The sequence below is a fragment of the Marinoscillum sp. 108 genome (assembly GCF_902506655.1).
In the GTDB taxonomy this organism is placed as follows: domain Bacteria; phylum Bacteroidota; class Bacteroidia; order Cytophagales; family Cyclobacteriaceae; genus Marinoscillum; species Marinoscillum luteum.
Genome location: NZ_LR734817.1, coordinates 133831 through 149503, shown reverse-complemented (window position 1 = coordinate 149503; position 15673 = coordinate 133831). Strand labels below are relative to the sequence as shown.

Here is a 15673-nt window from a genome sequence, read left to right as displayed (position 1 = left end):
TTGATAAATGTTTATGCGAATTTGATAAAACTGGAATAATATTTCGTGAATTCTTTGAACAGATTTTCAATATTTTGATAAATCTCTGTGTGTAGAGCGAAAAATTGGGAACCACTTATGTAGGCATTATTACCTGAATTGGCATGCTCCCGAACTTTCGATGGCTTATCTCAGGAAATGAAAATGTCTGATGCTTCGACGGAGCTCAGCATGACATTTTCAATTGACGCGGCTCCAGCATTATCACACTGAGTCTGGCATTGTTATTCTGATCTTGGCAGACATTTTCACAGCAAAGTGTCTTTTGGCATTGTCACTCTGAGCTCCGTCGAAGAGTAAGACAATGCCGCCAACGCATCATCCACCTGCCTGTGGCTCGATAGGCTCCATGACGGAGGGGAAGACAATGTCGCCAGCGAATCGAGAGTCCTGACTAAATGAGATTCCTGCCTGCGCAGGAATGACGGCTCTCAAGGGAGAAACCAAGTCTTTTCAAGATTGACTGAGTATTTGATAATAGCACTGAAAATGTCTGATGCTTCGACGGAGCTCAGCATGACATTTTCAATCGACGTGTCTCTGGCATGATCACGCTGAGACTGGCATTGTTATTCTAATCTCGGCATGATATTTTCATAGCAAAATGTCTTTGGGCATTGTCACTCTGAGCTCCGTCGAAGAGTAAGACAATGCCGCTAACGCATCATCCCTCTATCTGTGGTTCGAGAGGCTCCATGACAGAAGGGAAGGCAATGCCATCATCGGATCGAGAGCCCCTGACTAGATAAGATTCCCACCTGCGCGGGAATGACGGTTCTCAAGAGAGAAACCAAGTCTTTTCAAGATTGATTGAGTATTTGATAATAGCATTGAAAATGTCTGATGCTTCGACGGAGCTCAGCATGACATTTTCAATCGACGTGGCTCCGGCATTATCACACAGAGTCTGGCATTGTTATTCTGGTCTCAGCATGACATTTTCAATCGACGTAGCTCTGGCATTGTTATTCTGGTCTTGGCAGACATTTTCACAGCAAAGTGTCTTTGGGCATTGTCACTCTGAGCTCCGTCGAAGAGTAAGACAATGCCGCCAACGCATCATCCATCTGTCTGATGGTTCGATAGGGTCCATGACATTTTTACCGCTGAAGTGGTTTGGCCAGCCAGAAGATTACAGCCCCCTGGCTGGTGTTTTTGTTGTGTAGGTTACTGACTTAAACGAAAATAATCTGAACACCACTCTCCTGTGCTCGGCCGTAGAAGTCACCCACCGTGAGTACTTCATCTACTCCTTCCCACAGATCTTCCCTTTTGAGGTGAAACATCTCCATGGCGAGTTTACAAGCAAAGATCTTGCCTCCGGATGCTTTGTAGATTTCGAGAAATTCACTCAGTGGTGGAATGTCCAGCTTGTCCATCTCTTTTTTCATCATATTGCTGGCTAGCGACTCTATACCAGGCAGCCCACCCAGCATGGTGGGGATGTGCAATCCGGGGTTGCCGACAGTAGCCACATGCAAATGATCCATTTTCTTGGGCTGGAGCATTTCTAATCCAAAAAAGGTACAGAACAACTCAGACTCAATGCCCTCCATTCGGGCACCATTGGCCAGGATCAAAGCCGCATAGACTGAGTCGATCGTGGCTTTGGACTGGATGATCATGATCTTTTTGAGTTGCTTTGCCTCTTTCTTTTTTTCAAGTACGGGGGTTTCTAGCGTTTCCATGATTCTGTTTTTTTGGTGAGATTAAATACAACTGGCAGGCTTGGGAATACCGGCAATTCTGGATGCCTTTTTGAGGGGGCCTTCAGGGAAGAGTTTGTAAAACTCAGCGATATCCACTACCCCAGATTTTCCGATTTTTCGGATGGATAGGGCCGTGCCTTTGAGCTGCTCGGCGCGGAGATACTCCAGTACTTCCCAGTGTCTGTCGGCCAGATCTATCTCTTCTTCGCTCGCTATTTGTCTTGCGATTGCCTTATTCCATTGGTTCATGTCCAGTAAATAGCCTTGCTCATTTACATTCACAGGCATATTGGCGATTATAGTTTCCATTTCTTCTTGATTTTAAGTGTTAAACAATTTCTACTTTTTTGTCTTCTGTTTTTTTGCCCTTCATACTCATCTGCGGAGTGATGAATGGGATACTGCGGCCTTTCATGAGCATATTCCAGTAGATCCATCTAAACCCTAGTTTGCCCATATGGTTGAGTTTATTCTCTTCCAGTAGTTTTAGAGGACCGAATCCGTCGATCGGAAATTTTCCCGGTAGGGGCTCTGTGTCATAGTTGAAATCGATCAGCATGGCCTTGCCGTTGCCTGTTTCCACAAAACAATTGGCGTGCCCGTCGAAATCCTCTGCTGGTGGCATTCCATCAATGTATCGCAGGATATTCTTCACGAGGACTTCAGATTCAAAGTGAGCGACAGACCCTGCTTTTGATGTAGGGAGGTTGGTCGCATCGCCCAGTACAAAGATGTTCAAAAAGGCTTCAGACTGCAGGGTGTGTTTGTTGGTGGGTACAAAGTTTAGGTCATCACCCAAGCCTGACCTGAGCATTAGGTCGTCACCCATATTGGTGGGCACAGTCACCAGCAGATCAAAAGGTACCTCCTTCTCATCCCAGGAAACAATTTTCTTATTTTCATTGTCCACCCGGGCAATGGCAAAATCCGGGACGATGTTGATCCCTTTTTCCTTGAGCAGGTAGCCAAGTTTGGATGCGGCTTTTGGTTTGGTAAAAGCACCATCCAGCGGAGTTACATAATCTATGGTCACCCGATCGCGGATGCCTTTGTCCTTAAAGTAGCAGTCTGCCAAAAAGGCGAACTCAAGCGGGGCTACAGGGCATTTGATGGGCATTTCGGTAATGTGAACGACCAGTCGCCCGCCATCCCAGTTGTCAAGTTTTTCGCGCAGATTACTGGCTCCCTCGAAGGTGTAAAAATCAAACACAGACTGATGCCATTCCGGGCCATTCATTCCTTCTACTTCTTCAGGGGCTATGCGGCTACCAGTGGCAATGATCAGCAGGTCGTATGCAATGGATGTGCCGTCATCCAGGATGACTTTGTTTTCATTGCCTTTGATTTGCTCAATGCCCTGTTGAATATATTCTATTCCCTTGGGGATGTATTCCGTGATGGATTTGAAACAGTCCTTTGGTTCGTAGATCCGAAACGGAAGGAACAGAAATCCCGGTTGATAGTAATGTTTCTCGCGTTGATCCACCATGGTGATTTTCCATTCCGGAGGCAATTTTCCAGTGAGGTGATTGGCCATCATAGTGCCGGCTGAGCCAGCGCCCAGTATCAGTAGATTTTTCATAACTCTTCGTTTGAAATGTATTACAAAGCTGGTGCCTGTGGCGTTGGGATGAAATGATGGATGTCAATGAATAAAGTGATTAATGATAGGTTTCCAGGGTTATTGGTGGAGCTGACAGCTCACCGGCGGGGTGCCTGCTTCCCGAACTTTCGATGGCTTATCTCAGAAGTGAAAATGTCTGATGCTTCGACGGAGCTCAGCATGATATTTTCAATTGACTTAGCTCTGGCATTATCACACTGAGTCTGGCATTGTTATTCTGATCTTGGCAGACATTTTCACAGCAAAGTGTCTTTGGGCATTGTCACTCGGAGGTGGCTGTGTAACGAGCCAGGCATTGTCACTCTGAACTCCGTTGAAGAGTAAGACAATGCCGCCAGCGAATCGAGAGCCCTGACTAAATGAGATTCCCGCCTGCGCGGGAATGACGGTTCTCAAGGGAGAAACCAAGTCTTTTCAAGATTGATTGAGTATTTGATAGAAAGCCGCACTGAAAATGTCTGATGCTTCGACGGAGCTCAGCATGACATTTTCAATTGACGTGGCTCTGGCATTATCACAAGAGTCTGGCATTGTTATTCTGATCTTGGCAGACATTTTCACAGCAAAGTGTCTTTAGGCATTGTCACTCTGAGCTCCGTCGAAGAGTAAGACAATGCCGTCAGCAAATCGAAACCACTATCTGCATTGTGTAGAAAAAATCTTTTTTAGAGTTTCTCTGCTTTCGGAGGCTAAAAAAAATTCTTTTTTGAGCCGCGCAGATTTGCGAGGGGTAATTTTTTTTGGCGGTTCGTGTGAATGAATGGATAGTCGAGGACAGTGAGAAAATACCATAAATGAGGTATTTGGAATAACTGAGAGGATTTGTAATTTCATGAGATCACCAATCTTTAATCTTTTTATGAAACCATTACTTTACATTCTAGTCCTCAGTTTGTTATGTTCCTGTGAACAAACACCTTCTCAAAATGCTGCCAATGTTAGTCAAATCAATGGGCTTTACGTCTTTATTGAGAGCCAGCCTCAGTCCAGCTACGATTTTTTAGGTGAGGTCGCTAATGACTTTGGAGATCAAATGAAGGAAGCAACAGATAAAAACAAGAAGTTTGGAGAACGGCTTTTGGGGGCTTTATCCACCACTGTCGAAAACGTGGATTTTGGGAGCAAACTTGAAATGATGATTGAGAAGGCCAAGAAGGAATACCCTACGGCCAATGGGATCATTATTGAAGGGAAGATGAATAAAATCAAGGCTATTTTCCTTAAATAATTTGAAGTATGAAAAGCACGATCTTGCTGATTCTTATGTGTACTTTTCTCTCGATGATCTCATGCGGTGAAGAAGAAACTTGCTGCAAGACCTGCTCTACGGGGAAAGCTTGTGGTGATTCATGCATTTCCACAGACAAATCCTGTGATGTAGGACCTGGGTGTGCATGTGATTCATGAGGGTACATGTTTCTGCCCTAAGCCTGAATTACATATCCGAGTAAATGGATGGTTTTATTTCTCACTCCCCATTTGGGATGACCAGCAGGGGGACTTTGGTTTTCAGGCTCACACGCCGTGTATTGCTACCCTTGAAAAGAGACGCTAGAAAGCCGGTTTTGTGCGGTACCATCACCAAAAGATCAGCATTGTAATGGTCCACTTCCTGCGCTATGCCTTCGGCGATGGTCTCGTTGCTCACAGTGCTGTAGGTGTGCGGGATGTCTTTCAGAATGGTGTTGGCCGCATGGATCAGGTTTTCCTCATTTTCCGGGTGATCTTTTTTAGGATGAGTATCCACATGAAATACCTCTAGCTGAGCCCGAAACTTACGGGCAATCTCCTTCATCAGGTCCAGCTGATTGTGTTGACCCAGGTACGATGGTTCATAGGCATACAGTATTTTTTCGATGCTACTGAATGTTGCCATTCGGGGCACTACCAGTATGGGAGTTTTGAGGTGCTTGATGGCCGCTGTGGTAGTGTTTCCCAGAAGCTCATAGGAGAACACATTGCTTTCCATACCGATGACTACCAGGTCCGGGTGACGGTCTTTTACATAGTGATTGAGCCCCTCTATGGTGTCATCCGTTTTGCTGACCCAGCTGACAGGAATGTTATATTTCTGAGCGGTCTCGTCGCTCAGGTCCTGAAGCTGTTTTTCATTGTTTCTGACCAGCCTGTCCAGAACCTCAGGCCCCACCATGCCATTGATAGCATGGGTACTCATGTGGTAGGCATTGAAGAGCACCAGGTCAGCATCTACGGCGCTGGCGAGTTTTGCTGCATACCCTAGTGCGTTATTGGCTGCTGCTGAAAAATCCGTGGCAACAATTATCGTTTTCATGGTTCTTTGATCTTTGGTTTTGTAAAGCAATCGCTTTTGCCCCGTTCGGCGAGTGATGAGGATCAGTCCGACGGATGATTTTTATTAAAAAAGTATCACCACATCGCATCCTGATATCCCATGCCTACAACGATCGTCATGGTGTGATTTTTTGCTGCACCCATCAGCATCAGAGGTGCCGGACTGACACCTCTCTACCACTTTCTCCCACCACATCCACCAAATTTTCTAATCACTCCACTTTGCCCCACTGTATAGACTATTGACTGCTATTTTGTACAATTCCAGCTTAAAGTAGACCAATTCTACGTCCTGTCATCCAGTGAGTTAACCTGCTTATTCGCCACATTGGTCGAAAAATCGACGATTATGGCCTAATTTCAAAGTTTTTATAAAAAGTGGAGTAAAGTGGGGGGATGTGGTTGACTTTGTCATACTTTTTGATACATTTGTATTGGTGGTTTATATTTTTCTAGCTCTGTGAGAGCAGAGCAAACTCAGACATGGCTTTTTTTACAAGCGAGTATGAGTGCAAATTGGATACTAAGGGTAGGCTAGTCTTACCTGCGAAGATTAAGTCTAGTCTACCCGAGGTTTCCACGCACGAACTCATTATCCGAAAAGGATTTGAGCAAAATCTGATCCTGTATCCAATGTTAGAATACAAAAAGATACATGCCAAGATAGCTGCGCTCAGTGAGTTCAACGCAGAGCAGAGAAAGCTAAAACGCAACTTCTTCAGGAGTATCCAGCAGGTGGATTTGGATAGTGCAGGACGATTATTGATCCCCAAGCAGATGCTCGCTCATGCCGGACTAGACAAGGAATTGATCCTGATAGGGATGGGCAATTACATTGAAATGTGGAACCCTCAGCATTTTGAGGAGCATCAGATAGATGATTCGGAAGAGTACTCGGCGCTGGCCCAGAAATATCTGGACGAGTAAATGAGCACCTATCACACACCGGTCTTATTGGCACAGTGCATAGATGCACTCGATATCAAACCCGATGGAATCTATGTAGATGTCACCTTCGGTGGCGGGGGACATTCCAGAGAAATACTCAGCAGACTCGATACGGGGATGCTATATGCTTTTGATCAGGACGCTGACGCAAAAGCCAACGCCGAAGAATTTCGGCAAAATCGTTCTTTCACATTTGTAGAATCCAACTTCAGACACCTGAAAAGGCAGCTTCGCTTTTATGGAGTGAAGCAGGTAGATGGCATTCTGGCTGATTTGGGAGTATCGTCCCATCAGTTGGACGAAGGCCAGCGGGGATTTTCCACCCGCTTTGATGGAGCACTTGACATGCGCATGGATCAGGGAGCGGCGGTCACCGCCCGCGACATAGTCAATGACTATGAGCAGGATGACCTCATTCATATCCTCAGTGCCTATGGTGAGATCAAAAATGCCCGAACGCTCGCGGCAGCCATCATCCGGGCCAGGGGTGGTAAGCCCATCACCAGAAATGAGGAGCTCAGGGAAGTAGCCCTGAAGGTAGCTCCCAGAGGAAAGGAAATGAAGTACCTGGCGCAGCTGTTTCAGGCCATCCGCATAGAGGTAAACGATGAGATGGGGGCCCTTCGGGAGTTTCTGGAGCAGACCGCAGAGGTGATCAGGCCGGGAGGTAAGCTGGTGGTGATGAGCTACCACTCTTTGGAAGATCGCCCGGTCAAAAACTTTGTGAACACGGGAAATCTCAAAGGTCACGTGGAGCAGGATTTTTATGGCAATGTGATCAGACCCTTCACTCCGGTGACGCGCAAGCCGATCATACCGGACGAGGAGGAGATCGAAAGAAACAAAAGAGCACGCAGTGCAAAATTGCGCATAGCAGTGCGCAGTGAAGATAAAAAATAGAAAATACCAGATGGTCTGCGCGAGCAGGCCCAAAGAATAAAAACATGGCAACCAATACGTATAAAATACCAGGCAAATCTTCGGGCAAACAGGGGAGCTTCTTCACCCTGCTGGAGCGGTATTTACCAATGGACGAATCATTGGCGGAAGTGATCCACGTACGTTTTCTCCCACAAATTCTTTTCATCTGCGCACTCTGCATCGTCTACATAGGCAGCAGACACTATGCGGAGAAAAAGATAAGAACCATCAGCAGGCTGGAAACCCAGGTAGAGGACCTGCGTGCAGATTTCACCACACTAAAGGCCGATTACAAATACGCCAGTAAACAGTCAGAAGTGGCCAAACAAGCCCGGTCGCTGGGTTTGGTAGAAAGTGATGTTTCACCTTACAAAATCATTGTCGCCGAAGAATGAGTATCAAAAAAGCCATATTGCTCCGAGTCAGGATCGCATTTATGCTGGTATTCTTGTTTTCTGCAGGGATACTTTTTCGCATTATCACCGTGCAGTATGCAGAGGGTGATAAGTGGAGAGGGTATGCCGAGACCATGGGCTTGCAGGTGATGAAAGTGAACGCTACGCGTGGCAACATTTATGCAGACGACGGCAGCCTGCTGGCAACCTCCCTGCCTTTCTATCAGGTGGCGTTCGATCCTTACCTTCCGGGAAAAGAGCTTTACAATGCGCACATAGATTCTCTGTGTTACCTGCTTTCGGATTTTTATGGAGATCAGTCGCCGGCTCAGTATCGCCGCAAAATAGATGCGGCACGGAAGGAGCGGAAGCGATATATGGTGCTCAACCGGCAAGAGGTCGGGTACCAGGAGAAAAAAATGATAGAACGCTGGCCTATCTTCAGAGAAGGGCGGTTGACAGGTGGAATTATCTTCGAGAAGGTGGAAAAAAGATTTCTGCCTTTTTCGCATTTGGGATATCGAACAATTGGCACGGTCAATTCGGACAACCGTGGGGTAGTAGGGTTGGAGTACAGCTTCAACCAGGAGTTGGGTGGCCAAAACGGAGAAGCACTGTTTCAAAAGATGGCCGGAGGGGGCTGGAAGCCGGTGTATGATGGCTCGGAGATTCGTCCCAAAGACGGTTACGACATTCAGACTACCCTCAATGTGAACCTGCAGGATGTCACTGAGTCGGCACTCTACAAGGCACTACAGCGCCATCAGGCAGACTACGGTGCGGTAATCCTCATGGAGGTAAAAACCGGCGAGATCAAGGCGATTTCCAACCTGAGCAGAAACAGCAAGGGAGAATACTACGAGCGCTACAACTACGCCGTGGGTAGCCAGGGCGCCCGCGAACCGGGGTCTACGTTCAAGCTGGCCAGTATGATTGCCTTGTTGGAAGATAGCAACATCAAGTTGACAGACACCATCGATACAGGCAATGGGGTGATGAAGTTCTTCAATGAGACCATGAGGGATCATAAGCCCGGAGGCTACGGCATCCTCACCGTGAAGGAAGTGTTTGAGAAAAGCTCCAACATCGGTACAGCCAAGCTGATCACCAGGCATTTCGGAGACAATCCCTCCAGATATACCGATTACATCAAAAATATCGGGTTGGATCAGCCGTTGGGCTTTCAGATGGTCGGCGAAGGCATTCCTTACATCAAGGATCCCTCGGACAGTACCTGGAGTGGGATTTCGTTACCGTGGATCTCTCATGGCTATGAACTCAAGATGACCCCTCTCCAGACGTTGACTTTGTACAACGCCGTGGCCAACAATGGAAAGATGATTCAGCCCATTATCGTGAAAGCGGTGAAAAAGGCGAACAGAAACATAGAGAAGTATGAGCCCAAGGTGCTCAACGCAAAGATTTGTTCCAAAAGCACCCTGCGGGATGTGAGACTGATGCTGGAAGGGGTGGTAGAACGAGGTACTGCTTCCAATATTTACAATGAAAAGTATAAGATCGCTGGTAAAACAGGGACTGCCAAAAAGGTGGTAAATGGTCGCTATACCAATGCCTATTATACCTCGTTTGCCGGGTATTTTCCAGCGGATGATCCAAAGTACAGTTGCATTGTGGTGATCGATGACCCCAAGGGCTATCAGATCTATGGGAGCGATGTGGCGGCTCCGGTCTTTAAGGAGATCGCAGACAATATCTACGCTCTGGAGACCGAGCTGCATCAGGAGCTGCCGGATCAGCGCACGCAGTTTGCAGGGATTTTCCCCGTGATCAGGTCTGGTAAGCAGGACGAGCTGAAAATGATCGCCAACGAATTTGGCATATCCAATCATTCCCAAACGGATGCCAGCTGGGTGACTACCGATGTGGTCAATCATTCGGTGTTTTGGGAGGACAATACACCCAAGGCTGAGCGCATCCCGGATGTGCGGGGCATGACTTTAAGAGATGCTATTTACCTGCTGGAAAATGCAGGACTGAAGGTCAGTGTGCAGGGCAGAGGCCGGGTGGCCAGGCAGTCCATTGTGCCGGGAACGAAATTTTCGAAAGGAACTAACATAAAGCTGGAGTTGAGTTAATGAAGACGCTGAAAGACATATTATACGGAGTATCCCTCACTGAGCTGCACGGCGATCGTGAGCGGGAGATCTCGTCTTTGGCGTTTGATTCCAGACGGGTAAAAAAGGGTGGCCTGTTTATCGCCATTAAAGGACTGAATGTAGACGGACACGATTACATAGAAACAGCAATAGATCTGGGTGCAGTGGCCATTCTTTGCGAAAGCTTACCTGAGAAGAGAAAGAAGTCAATAACGTACGTACAGGTGGATAATAGTGCTGCTGCGATGGGAATCGTGGCAGCCAATTTTCACGATAACCCTTCCCGGAAACTTAACCTGGTAGGGGTGACGGGTACCAACGGCAAAACCACGACTGCTACTTTGCTATTTCAGCTCTTTCAGCAGCTGGGCTACAAAGTAGGCTTGTTGTCTACCGTGGAAAATAAGATTGACCACAAAGTATTGGATGCGCAATTTACCACACCTGATAGCCTGCAGCTCAATGAGCTACTGGCTCAGATGGTGAGTCAGGGGTGCACGCATTGTTTCATGGAGGTGAGCTCTCATGCGCTGGTTCAGCATCGCACCAGTGGGCTACAGTTTGCCGGAGGCATTTTCACCAATATCTCCCATGATCACCTGGACTATCACGAAACCTTCGAGGCTTATATCAAAGCCAAGAAGATGCTCTTCGATAAGCTCCCAAAAGAGGCTTTTGCATTGGTGAATGCCGATGACAAGCGGGGGATGGTAATGCTGCAAAATACCAAAGCAGAAAAGAATACTTATTCACTGAAATCAATGGCAGACTTCCGCGCGAAGATTCTGCACAATACCCTGCAGGGGTTGGAGTTGGATGTGGATGGAATCAGTGCCTGGTTTAAACTCATCGGGGACTTCAATGCTTATAACCTGCTGGCGGTTTATGCGGCAGGAGTACTGCTGGAAGAGGAGAAGGAAGAGGTGCTGACTGCCTTGTCGCAGATAGATGGTGCCCGTGGGCGATTTGAGCAGGTTTATAATGGCAACAACATACTCGCCATTGTGGATTATGCGCACACCCCGGATGCATTGGATAATGTGCTACGGACCATTGACAAGCTACGCACCAGGCAAGAGAAGGTGATCACCGTGATCGGTTGTGGTGGAAACCGCGACAAGACCAAGCGCCCGGAGATGGCACGCATTGCGGCAGAGTTTAGCAATAAGGTTATCCTCACTTCGGATAATCCACGGGACGAAGATCCGGCGGTGATCCTGGAGGAAATGATGAAAGGAGTGCCTAAGGTGGCACAGAAAAATACGATGATTATTCAGGACCGGAAAGAGGCCATACGTACGGCTTGCAATCTGGCAGAGAAAATGGACATTATACTGGTGGCTGGCAAAGGTCACGAAACCTATCAGGAGATAAAAGGAGTGAGAAATCACTTTGATGATAAAGAAATATTAAACGAAATGTTAAATGGCCAATAGACCATGTACTATTCAGCCATTGACCATTTTTAAAAAAAAACTATTGACTAAATAAATGCTGTACTACCTGTTTGACTTTTTAGATAAACAATTTGACCTGATGGGGGCTAGCGTATTTCGCTACATCTCCTTCCGGGCGGGTATGGCTGCAGTAATTTCTTTGCTCATCACCATCGTTTTTGGCAAGCGGTTTATCAATGCGCTCAGAAACTTTCAGATGGGTGAGTCCATCCGTGACCTGGGCCTGAAGGGGCAAATGGAAAAGCAGGGCACACCGACTATGGGCGGGATCATGATCATCTCCGCGATCATCATTCCTACACTGCTTTTTGCACAGATTGGCAATGTCTATGTGCAGCTCTTGCTGATCACGGCACTTTGGATGGGGCTCATTGGTTTTACAGACGATTATCTCAAGATCAAGAAAAAGAATAAGGACGGGCTAAAAGGCAATTTCAAAGTAATAGGTCAGGTAGGGCTGGGCTTGCTGGTAGGCCTGGTAATGGTGATGCACCCCGATGTGGTCATCCCCGAACTGGGTGGTATGGGCATCGAGGATAGCAGCTCCATCGTCACCACCATTCCGTTTTTCAAGGATAATGAATTCCAGTACGACTGGTTACTGCCCTATTTTCTGGAGGATTATACCTGGCTGATTTATGTGCTGGCGGTGATTTTTATCATCACCGCAGTGTCTAATGGCGCCAATATCACTGACGGACTCGATGGGTTAGCGGCGGGTACTTCCGCCATCATCGGTCTTACGCTGGCCATTCTGGCCTACCTGTCAGGTAATGCGGTCTTTGCTGAGTACCTGAACATCGCCTTTATTCCCAACTCAGGTGAGTTGGTGATTTTCAGTGCGGCTTTTGTAGGGGCCTGTATTGGTTTTCTATGGTACAATTCATACCCCGCACAGGTATTTATGGGAGATACAGGCAGCCTGTCACTGGGGGCTATCATAGCCGTATTGGCTTTGGTCATCAGAAAGGAGCTCCTCATCCCGATATTATGCGGCATTTTCCTGATCGAAAACCTGTCGGTGATCATTCAGGTGTCTTATTTCAAATACACGCGGAAGAAATACGGAGAGGGGCGAAGGGTTTTTCTGATGTCTCCGCTACATCACCATTATCAGAAAAAAGGATGGCATGAAGCCAGAATCGTGACCCGGTTTTGGACAGTCGGCATCCTGCTGGCTATACTCACTTTGGCAACGCTTAAACTTAGATAAACCGATATGACTCTGGAACAACTCTCTCGTCTCAACGAAAAATTTCAGCAGAAAGCCTCTGGTCTGGCAGAACTGCTACCGGGCAGCAATTTGCTGACCTTCTCTACCACCATCATCAGGACCACCAAAAAGCTGGATGTGGTGCTAAAAAAGGTGTTGAATGCCAAATCTGAGGGGAGCTTCTACACCCAGATAGAGGCCATGGAAGAAGAGATGGATGAGTTGATCTTCATGATGGACAGGTTGGATGAAGCGAACCGCAAAAGAAACATAGGCACCATCACGGATGTGGTCAAGGCGGGGTATGAGTTGGTGTCTCTTTATTCATTGTGTTGCGATCAGATATTGGAAAGAAAAACTAAAAAACAAGACGAAATTGAATGAGTAAATCTATCGCCATATTGGGAGCAGGTGAAAGCGGAATCGGTGCAGCCATACTAGGGCTGAAGCACGGATACCGCGTCTTTCTGTCCGATGCAGGAGCCATTTCTGCGGATAGAAAGCTCGTGCTGCAATCTTATGGGATAGCATTTGAAGAAGGAGGACACAGCGAGGACATCATATTAGCTTCAGATGAGGTGATCAAAAGCCCGGGCATTCCGGATAAGGTACCCATGATTCAGGCGTTGGTGGCAAAGGGAATTCCAGTCATATCGGAGATCGAGTTTGCTTACAGATACATTCCTCAGACTGCCAAAGTCATAGCCATTACCGGTACCAATGGGAAGACCACCACTACACTGCTCACTTACCACATCCTGAAGTCTGCAGGGTTGAAAGTGGCTCTGGGTGGCAATGTGGGTGTAAGCCTGGCCAAGTTGGTGGCAGAAGGCGATTACGACTATTACGTGGTAGAGGTGAGCAGTTTCCAGTTGGATGGCATTGTGAAATTCAAACCCAATGTGGCGGTGTTGCTCAATATCACTCCCGATCACCTGGATAGATATGATTATGACTTTCAAAAGTATGTAGCCTCCAAGTTCAGGATTACGGAGAACCTCAGTCATGAGGAGTCATTCATCTACTGTGCAGACAGCGAGCCGGTGACAGAGGAAGTAGCTAAACGCAAAATAGAGGCTTGCCTTTTTGCGATTTCTGCTACAAAAAGCCCGAAATGGGAGGCCTACATGGATGATGAGCACCTCATTTTCAATTACAGGTTTAAAGAGAAAGATAAGAAACATACCATCCCCGTATCAGAAATTTCCCTGATCGGTAAACACAATATGATCAACTCTATGTCGGCGGTACTTAGCGCCCTTACCATGGAGGTGTCCATTGAGCAGATCCTGAAAGGCCTCAAAACCTTTGTGAACGCCCCGCACCGGCTGGAGTTCTGCGGAGAGATCGATGGTGTGCGCTTTATCAATGATTCCAAGGCTACCAATGTAGATGCGGTCTATTATGCATTGGAAGGTATTCGTCAGCCGATCGTTTGGATTGCCGGGGGGATAGACAAAGGAAATGAATATGATCAGATCGCTGCGCTGGTAGCAGACAAAGTAAAGGGATTGATTTGCCTGGGGGTCGACAACAGCAAGCTTACCGGTCGCTTTGGCAGTACGGTAGAGACCCGGGAGACGCGTAGTGTAGAGGAGGCGGTGAATTTAGGATATGAAATGGCCGCCAGTGGTGATGTGGTGTTGCTGTCGCCTGCCTGTGCCAGTTTTGATTTATTCAAAAACTATGAGGACAGAGGTGACCAGTTTCGGGTAGCGGTGAAAAATTTGAAAGAGACTAAAAGAGCAAAAGTATGAACGTGATCAAAGATTGGGCATACAAGAACTTAAAAGGCGATCCGGTGATTTGGTTCATCGTGTTTCTGCTGTCTATGCTGAGTATTTTGGTGGTGTACAGCTCCACAGGTAGCCTGGCTTACAAAATGATGGAGGGCGATACAGAGTATTACCTGTTCAAGCATTCCGCGCTGGTCATGCTGAGTTTGCTGGCCATGTGGGTGGCTCATAAAATTGACTATCGCTACTATGCGAAATTGTCCCGATTGGCCCTTTGGTTGTCATTACCACTGCTGCTATTTACCTGGCAGTTTGGTACCAATATCAACGAAGCCTCCAGGTGGATCACCATTCCATTGATCAATCAGGCTTTTCAGCCTTCTGATTTGGCCAAACTGGCGTTGGTTATCACCCTGGCCAGTATGCTTTCCAAACGTCAGAAGAGCATTGACGATTTTCAGAAAGCCATCATCCCTGTTTTGGTTTGGATAGGTCTGATATGTGCACTGATTGCCATGACCAACGTGTCTACGGCCATATTGCTTTTTGGCACCTGTATGCTGATGCTTTTCATCGGACGGGTGCCTATGAAGTACCTGGCCATACTCATGATTATCGGGGTGATCGCCGGAGGACTGGCACTTACCTTCGGACAGCGGACGGGTACTGCAGTGAGCAGGGTGCAGAGTTTCTTCGATGAGGACGAAACACCCTTTCAGGCTAAGCAGGCGTACATAGCCATCGCTACCGGAGGGCTCACCGGCAAAGGCCCGGGGCAGAGTGATCAAAGAAATTATCTACCTCATCCCTATTCAGATTTCGTGTTTGCCATCGTACTGGAAGAGTATGGGCTCATCGGAGGCATTTCGGTGCTGTTCCTTTATCTGGCACTACTCTATCGGGGTATGAAGGCAGCGGCTGAAAGTCATCGGGCTTATGGCGGATTGTTGTCGGCCGGGTTGTCATTTGCTCTGGTCATGCAGGCCATGGTCAATATGGGTGTGGCGGTAGGTTTAGGGCCTATTACAGGATTGCCCTTGCCACTGATCAGTATGGGAGGTACTTCACAGCTCTTTACAGGTCTGGCACTTGGGATCATTTTGAGTGTGAGCCGTGGTGAAATTGATGACATTGGTTCGCCACTGGCGAATAATTTTAAGGCAAAGGAAAGAATTAAAGAAGCAGCATAATCGAAAAGCAA

General features: G+C 47.3%; 16 protein-coding genes. 10 read left to right on the top strand and 6 right to left on the bottom strand.

Features of this window, described 5'->3' with window-relative positions:
* Positions 1-357: 357 nt before the first annotated feature.
* From GV030_RS21625 to GV030_RS17950, 5 genes are all read right to left on the bottom strand, one after another.
* Positions 358-486: a hypothetical protein gene (locus GV030_RS21625; protein ID WP_255465541.1), complete on the bottom strand. Its 129-nt coding sequence runs from the start codon at positions 484-486 to the stop codon at positions 358-360.
* Positions 487-1214: 728 nt separating this feature from the next.
* The gene (locus GV030_RS17965) at positions 1215-1727 is read right to left on the bottom strand and encodes a DsrE/DsrF/DrsH-like family protein (protein ID WP_159584745.1); all 513 of its coding nucleotides are present in this window, start codon (positions 1725-1727) and stop codon (positions 1215-1217) included.
* A 21-nt stretch (positions 1728-1748) separates the two neighbouring features.
* Entirely contained in the window at positions 1749-2057 is a 309-nt protein-coding gene (locus GV030_RS17960) for a TusE/DsrC/DsvC family sulfur relay protein (protein ID WP_159584744.1), read from the bottom strand.
* 19 nt (positions 2058-2076) lie between these two features.
* A complete protein-coding gene (locus GV030_RS17955) occupies positions 2077-3330 on the bottom strand; it encodes an NAD(P)/FAD-dependent oxidoreductase (RefSeq protein ID WP_159584743.1) in 1254 nt (417 codons plus the stop codon).
* 234 nt (positions 3331-3564) lie between these two features.
* A complete protein-coding gene (locus tag GV030_RS17950; protein ID WP_159584742.1) occupies positions 3565-3768 on the bottom strand; it encodes a hypothetical protein in 204 nt (67 codons plus the stop codon).
* 463 nt (positions 3769-4231) lie between these two features.
* Between GV030_RS17950 and GV030_RS17945 the strand changes: the two genes are divergently transcribed.
* The gene (locus tag GV030_RS17945; RefSeq protein WP_159584741.1) at positions 4232-4600 is read left to right on the top strand and encodes a hypothetical protein; all 369 of its coding nucleotides are present in this window, start codon (positions 4232-4234) and stop codon (positions 4598-4600) included.
* 240 nt (positions 4601-4840) lie between these two features.
* On the opposite strand, the gene GV030_RS17940 is transcribed toward GV030_RS17945, so the two are convergent.
* Complete coding sequence (locus GV030_RS17940) at positions 4841-5665, bottom strand: universal stress protein (RefSeq protein ID WP_159584740.1); 825 nt, start codon at positions 5663-5665, stop codon at positions 4841-4843.
* Between the two features lie 503 nt (positions 5666-6168).
* On the opposite strand from GV030_RS17940, the gene mraZ reads away from it, so the two are divergent.
* The 9 genes from mraZ to GV030_RS17895 are packed head-to-tail and all read left to right on the top strand — an operon-like array spanning position 6169 to position 15662.
* Complete coding sequence (mraZ, locus tag GV030_RS17935; RefSeq protein ID WP_159584739.1) at positions 6169-6612, top strand: division/cell wall cluster transcriptional repressor MraZ; 444 nt, start codon at positions 6169-6171, stop codon at positions 6610-6612.
* The gene (rsmH, locus tag GV030_RS17930) at positions 6613-7533 is read left to right on the top strand and encodes a 16S rRNA (cytosine(1402)-N(4))-methyltransferase RsmH (RefSeq protein ID WP_159584738.1); all 921 of its coding nucleotides are present in this window, start codon (positions 6613-6615) and stop codon (positions 7531-7533) included.
* A 44-nt stretch (positions 7534-7577) separates the two neighbouring features.
* Complete coding sequence (locus GV030_RS17925; RefSeq protein WP_159584737.1) at positions 7578-7949, top strand: FtsL-like putative cell division protein; 372 nt, start codon at positions 7578-7580, stop codon at positions 7947-7949.
* Complete coding sequence (locus tag GV030_RS17920) at positions 7946-10045, top strand: penicillin-binding protein (protein ID WP_159584736.1); 2100 nt, start codon at positions 7946-7948, stop codon at positions 10043-10045. Before GV030_RS17925 ends, GV030_RS17920 begins: the two co-directional genes overlap by 4 nt.
* Positions 10045-11502, top strand: a complete 1458-nt coding sequence (locus tag GV030_RS17915) for a UDP-N-acetylmuramoyl-L-alanyl-D-glutamate--2,6-diaminopimelate ligase (RefSeq protein ID WP_159584735.1) — start codon at positions 10045-10047, stop codon at positions 11500-11502. Before GV030_RS17920 ends, GV030_RS17915 begins: the two co-directional genes overlap by 1 nt.
* 55 nt (positions 11503-11557) lie before the next feature.
* Entirely contained in the window at positions 11558-12736 is a 1179-nt protein-coding gene (mraY, locus tag GV030_RS17910; RefSeq protein ID WP_159584734.1) for a phospho-N-acetylmuramoyl-pentapeptide-transferase, read from the top strand.
* A 6-nt stretch (positions 12737-12742) separates the two neighbouring features.
* Positions 12743-13120 carry a hypothetical protein gene (locus GV030_RS17905; protein ID WP_159584733.1) on the top strand — a complete coding sequence of 126 codons (378 nt, stop codon included), beginning with the start codon at positions 12743-12745 and terminating at the stop codon, positions 13118-13120.
* Entirely contained in the window at positions 13117-14493 is a 1377-nt protein-coding gene (gene murD / locus GV030_RS17900; RefSeq protein ID WP_159584732.1) for a UDP-N-acetylmuramoyl-L-alanine--D-glutamate ligase, read from the top strand. The genes GV030_RS17905 and murD overlap by 4 nt, the downstream gene beginning before the upstream one ends.
* Entirely contained in the window at positions 14490-15662 is a 1173-nt protein-coding gene (locus GV030_RS17895) for an FtsW/RodA/SpoVE family cell cycle protein (protein ID WP_159584731.1), read from the top strand. The genes murD and GV030_RS17895 overlap by 4 nt, the downstream gene beginning before the upstream one ends.
* Positions 15663-15673 lie beyond the last annotated feature (11 nt).

What these genes read in the sequence shown, in the direction of transcription:
- GV030_RS17915 (WP_159584735.1), top strand. Translation starts at nt 10,045, where the DNA reads ATGAAGACGCTGAAAGACATATTATACGGAGTATCCCTCACTGAGCTG.
- GV030_RS17965 (WP_159584745.1), bottom strand. Translation starts at nt 1,727, where the DNA reads ATGGAAACGCTAGAAACCCCCGTACTTGAAAAAAAGAAAGAGGCAAAG.
- GV030_RS17955 (WP_159584743.1), bottom strand. Translation starts at nt 3,330, where the DNA reads ATGAAAAATCTACTGATACTGGGCGCTGGCTCAGCCGGCACTATGATG.
- rsmH (WP_159584738.1), top strand. Translation starts at nt 6,613, where the DNA reads ATGAGCACCTATCACACACCGGTCTTATTGGCACAGTGCATAGATGCA.
- GV030_RS17895 (WP_159584731.1), top strand. Translation starts at nt 14,490, where the DNA reads ATGAACGTGATCAAAGATTGGGCATACAAGAACTTAAAAGGCGATCCG.
- GV030_RS17920 (WP_159584736.1), top strand. Translation starts at nt 7,946, where the DNA reads ATGAGTATCAAAAAAGCCATATTGCTCCGAGTCAGGATCGCATTTATG.
- murD (WP_159584732.1), top strand. Translation starts at nt 13,117, where the DNA reads ATGAGTAAATCTATCGCCATATTGGGAGCAGGTGAAAGCGGAATCGGT.
- mraY (WP_159584734.1), top strand. Translation starts at nt 11,558, where the DNA reads ATGCTGTACTACCTGTTTGACTTTTTAGATAAACAATTTGACCTGATG.
- mraZ (WP_159584739.1), top strand. Translation starts at nt 6,169, where the DNA reads ATGGCTTTTTTTACAAGCGAGTATGAGTGCAAATTGGATACTAAGGGT.
- GV030_RS17945 (WP_159584741.1), top strand. Translation starts at nt 4,232, where the DNA reads ATGAAACCATTACTTTACATTCTAGTCCTCAGTTTGTTATGTTCCTGT.
- GV030_RS17905 (WP_159584733.1), top strand. Translation starts at nt 12,743, where the DNA reads ATGACTCTGGAACAACTCTCTCGTCTCAACGAAAAATTTCAGCAGAAA.
- GV030_RS17960 (WP_159584744.1), bottom strand. Translation starts at nt 2,057, where the DNA reads ATGGAAACTATAATCGCCAATATGCCTGTGAATGTAAATGAGCAAGGC.
- GV030_RS17940 (WP_159584740.1), bottom strand. Translation starts at nt 5,665, where the DNA reads ATGAAAACGATAATTGTTGCCACGGATTTTTCAGCAGCAGCCAATAAC.
- GV030_RS17925 (WP_159584737.1), top strand. Translation starts at nt 7,578, where the DNA reads ATGGCAACCAATACGTATAAAATACCAGGCAAATCTTCGGGCAAACAG.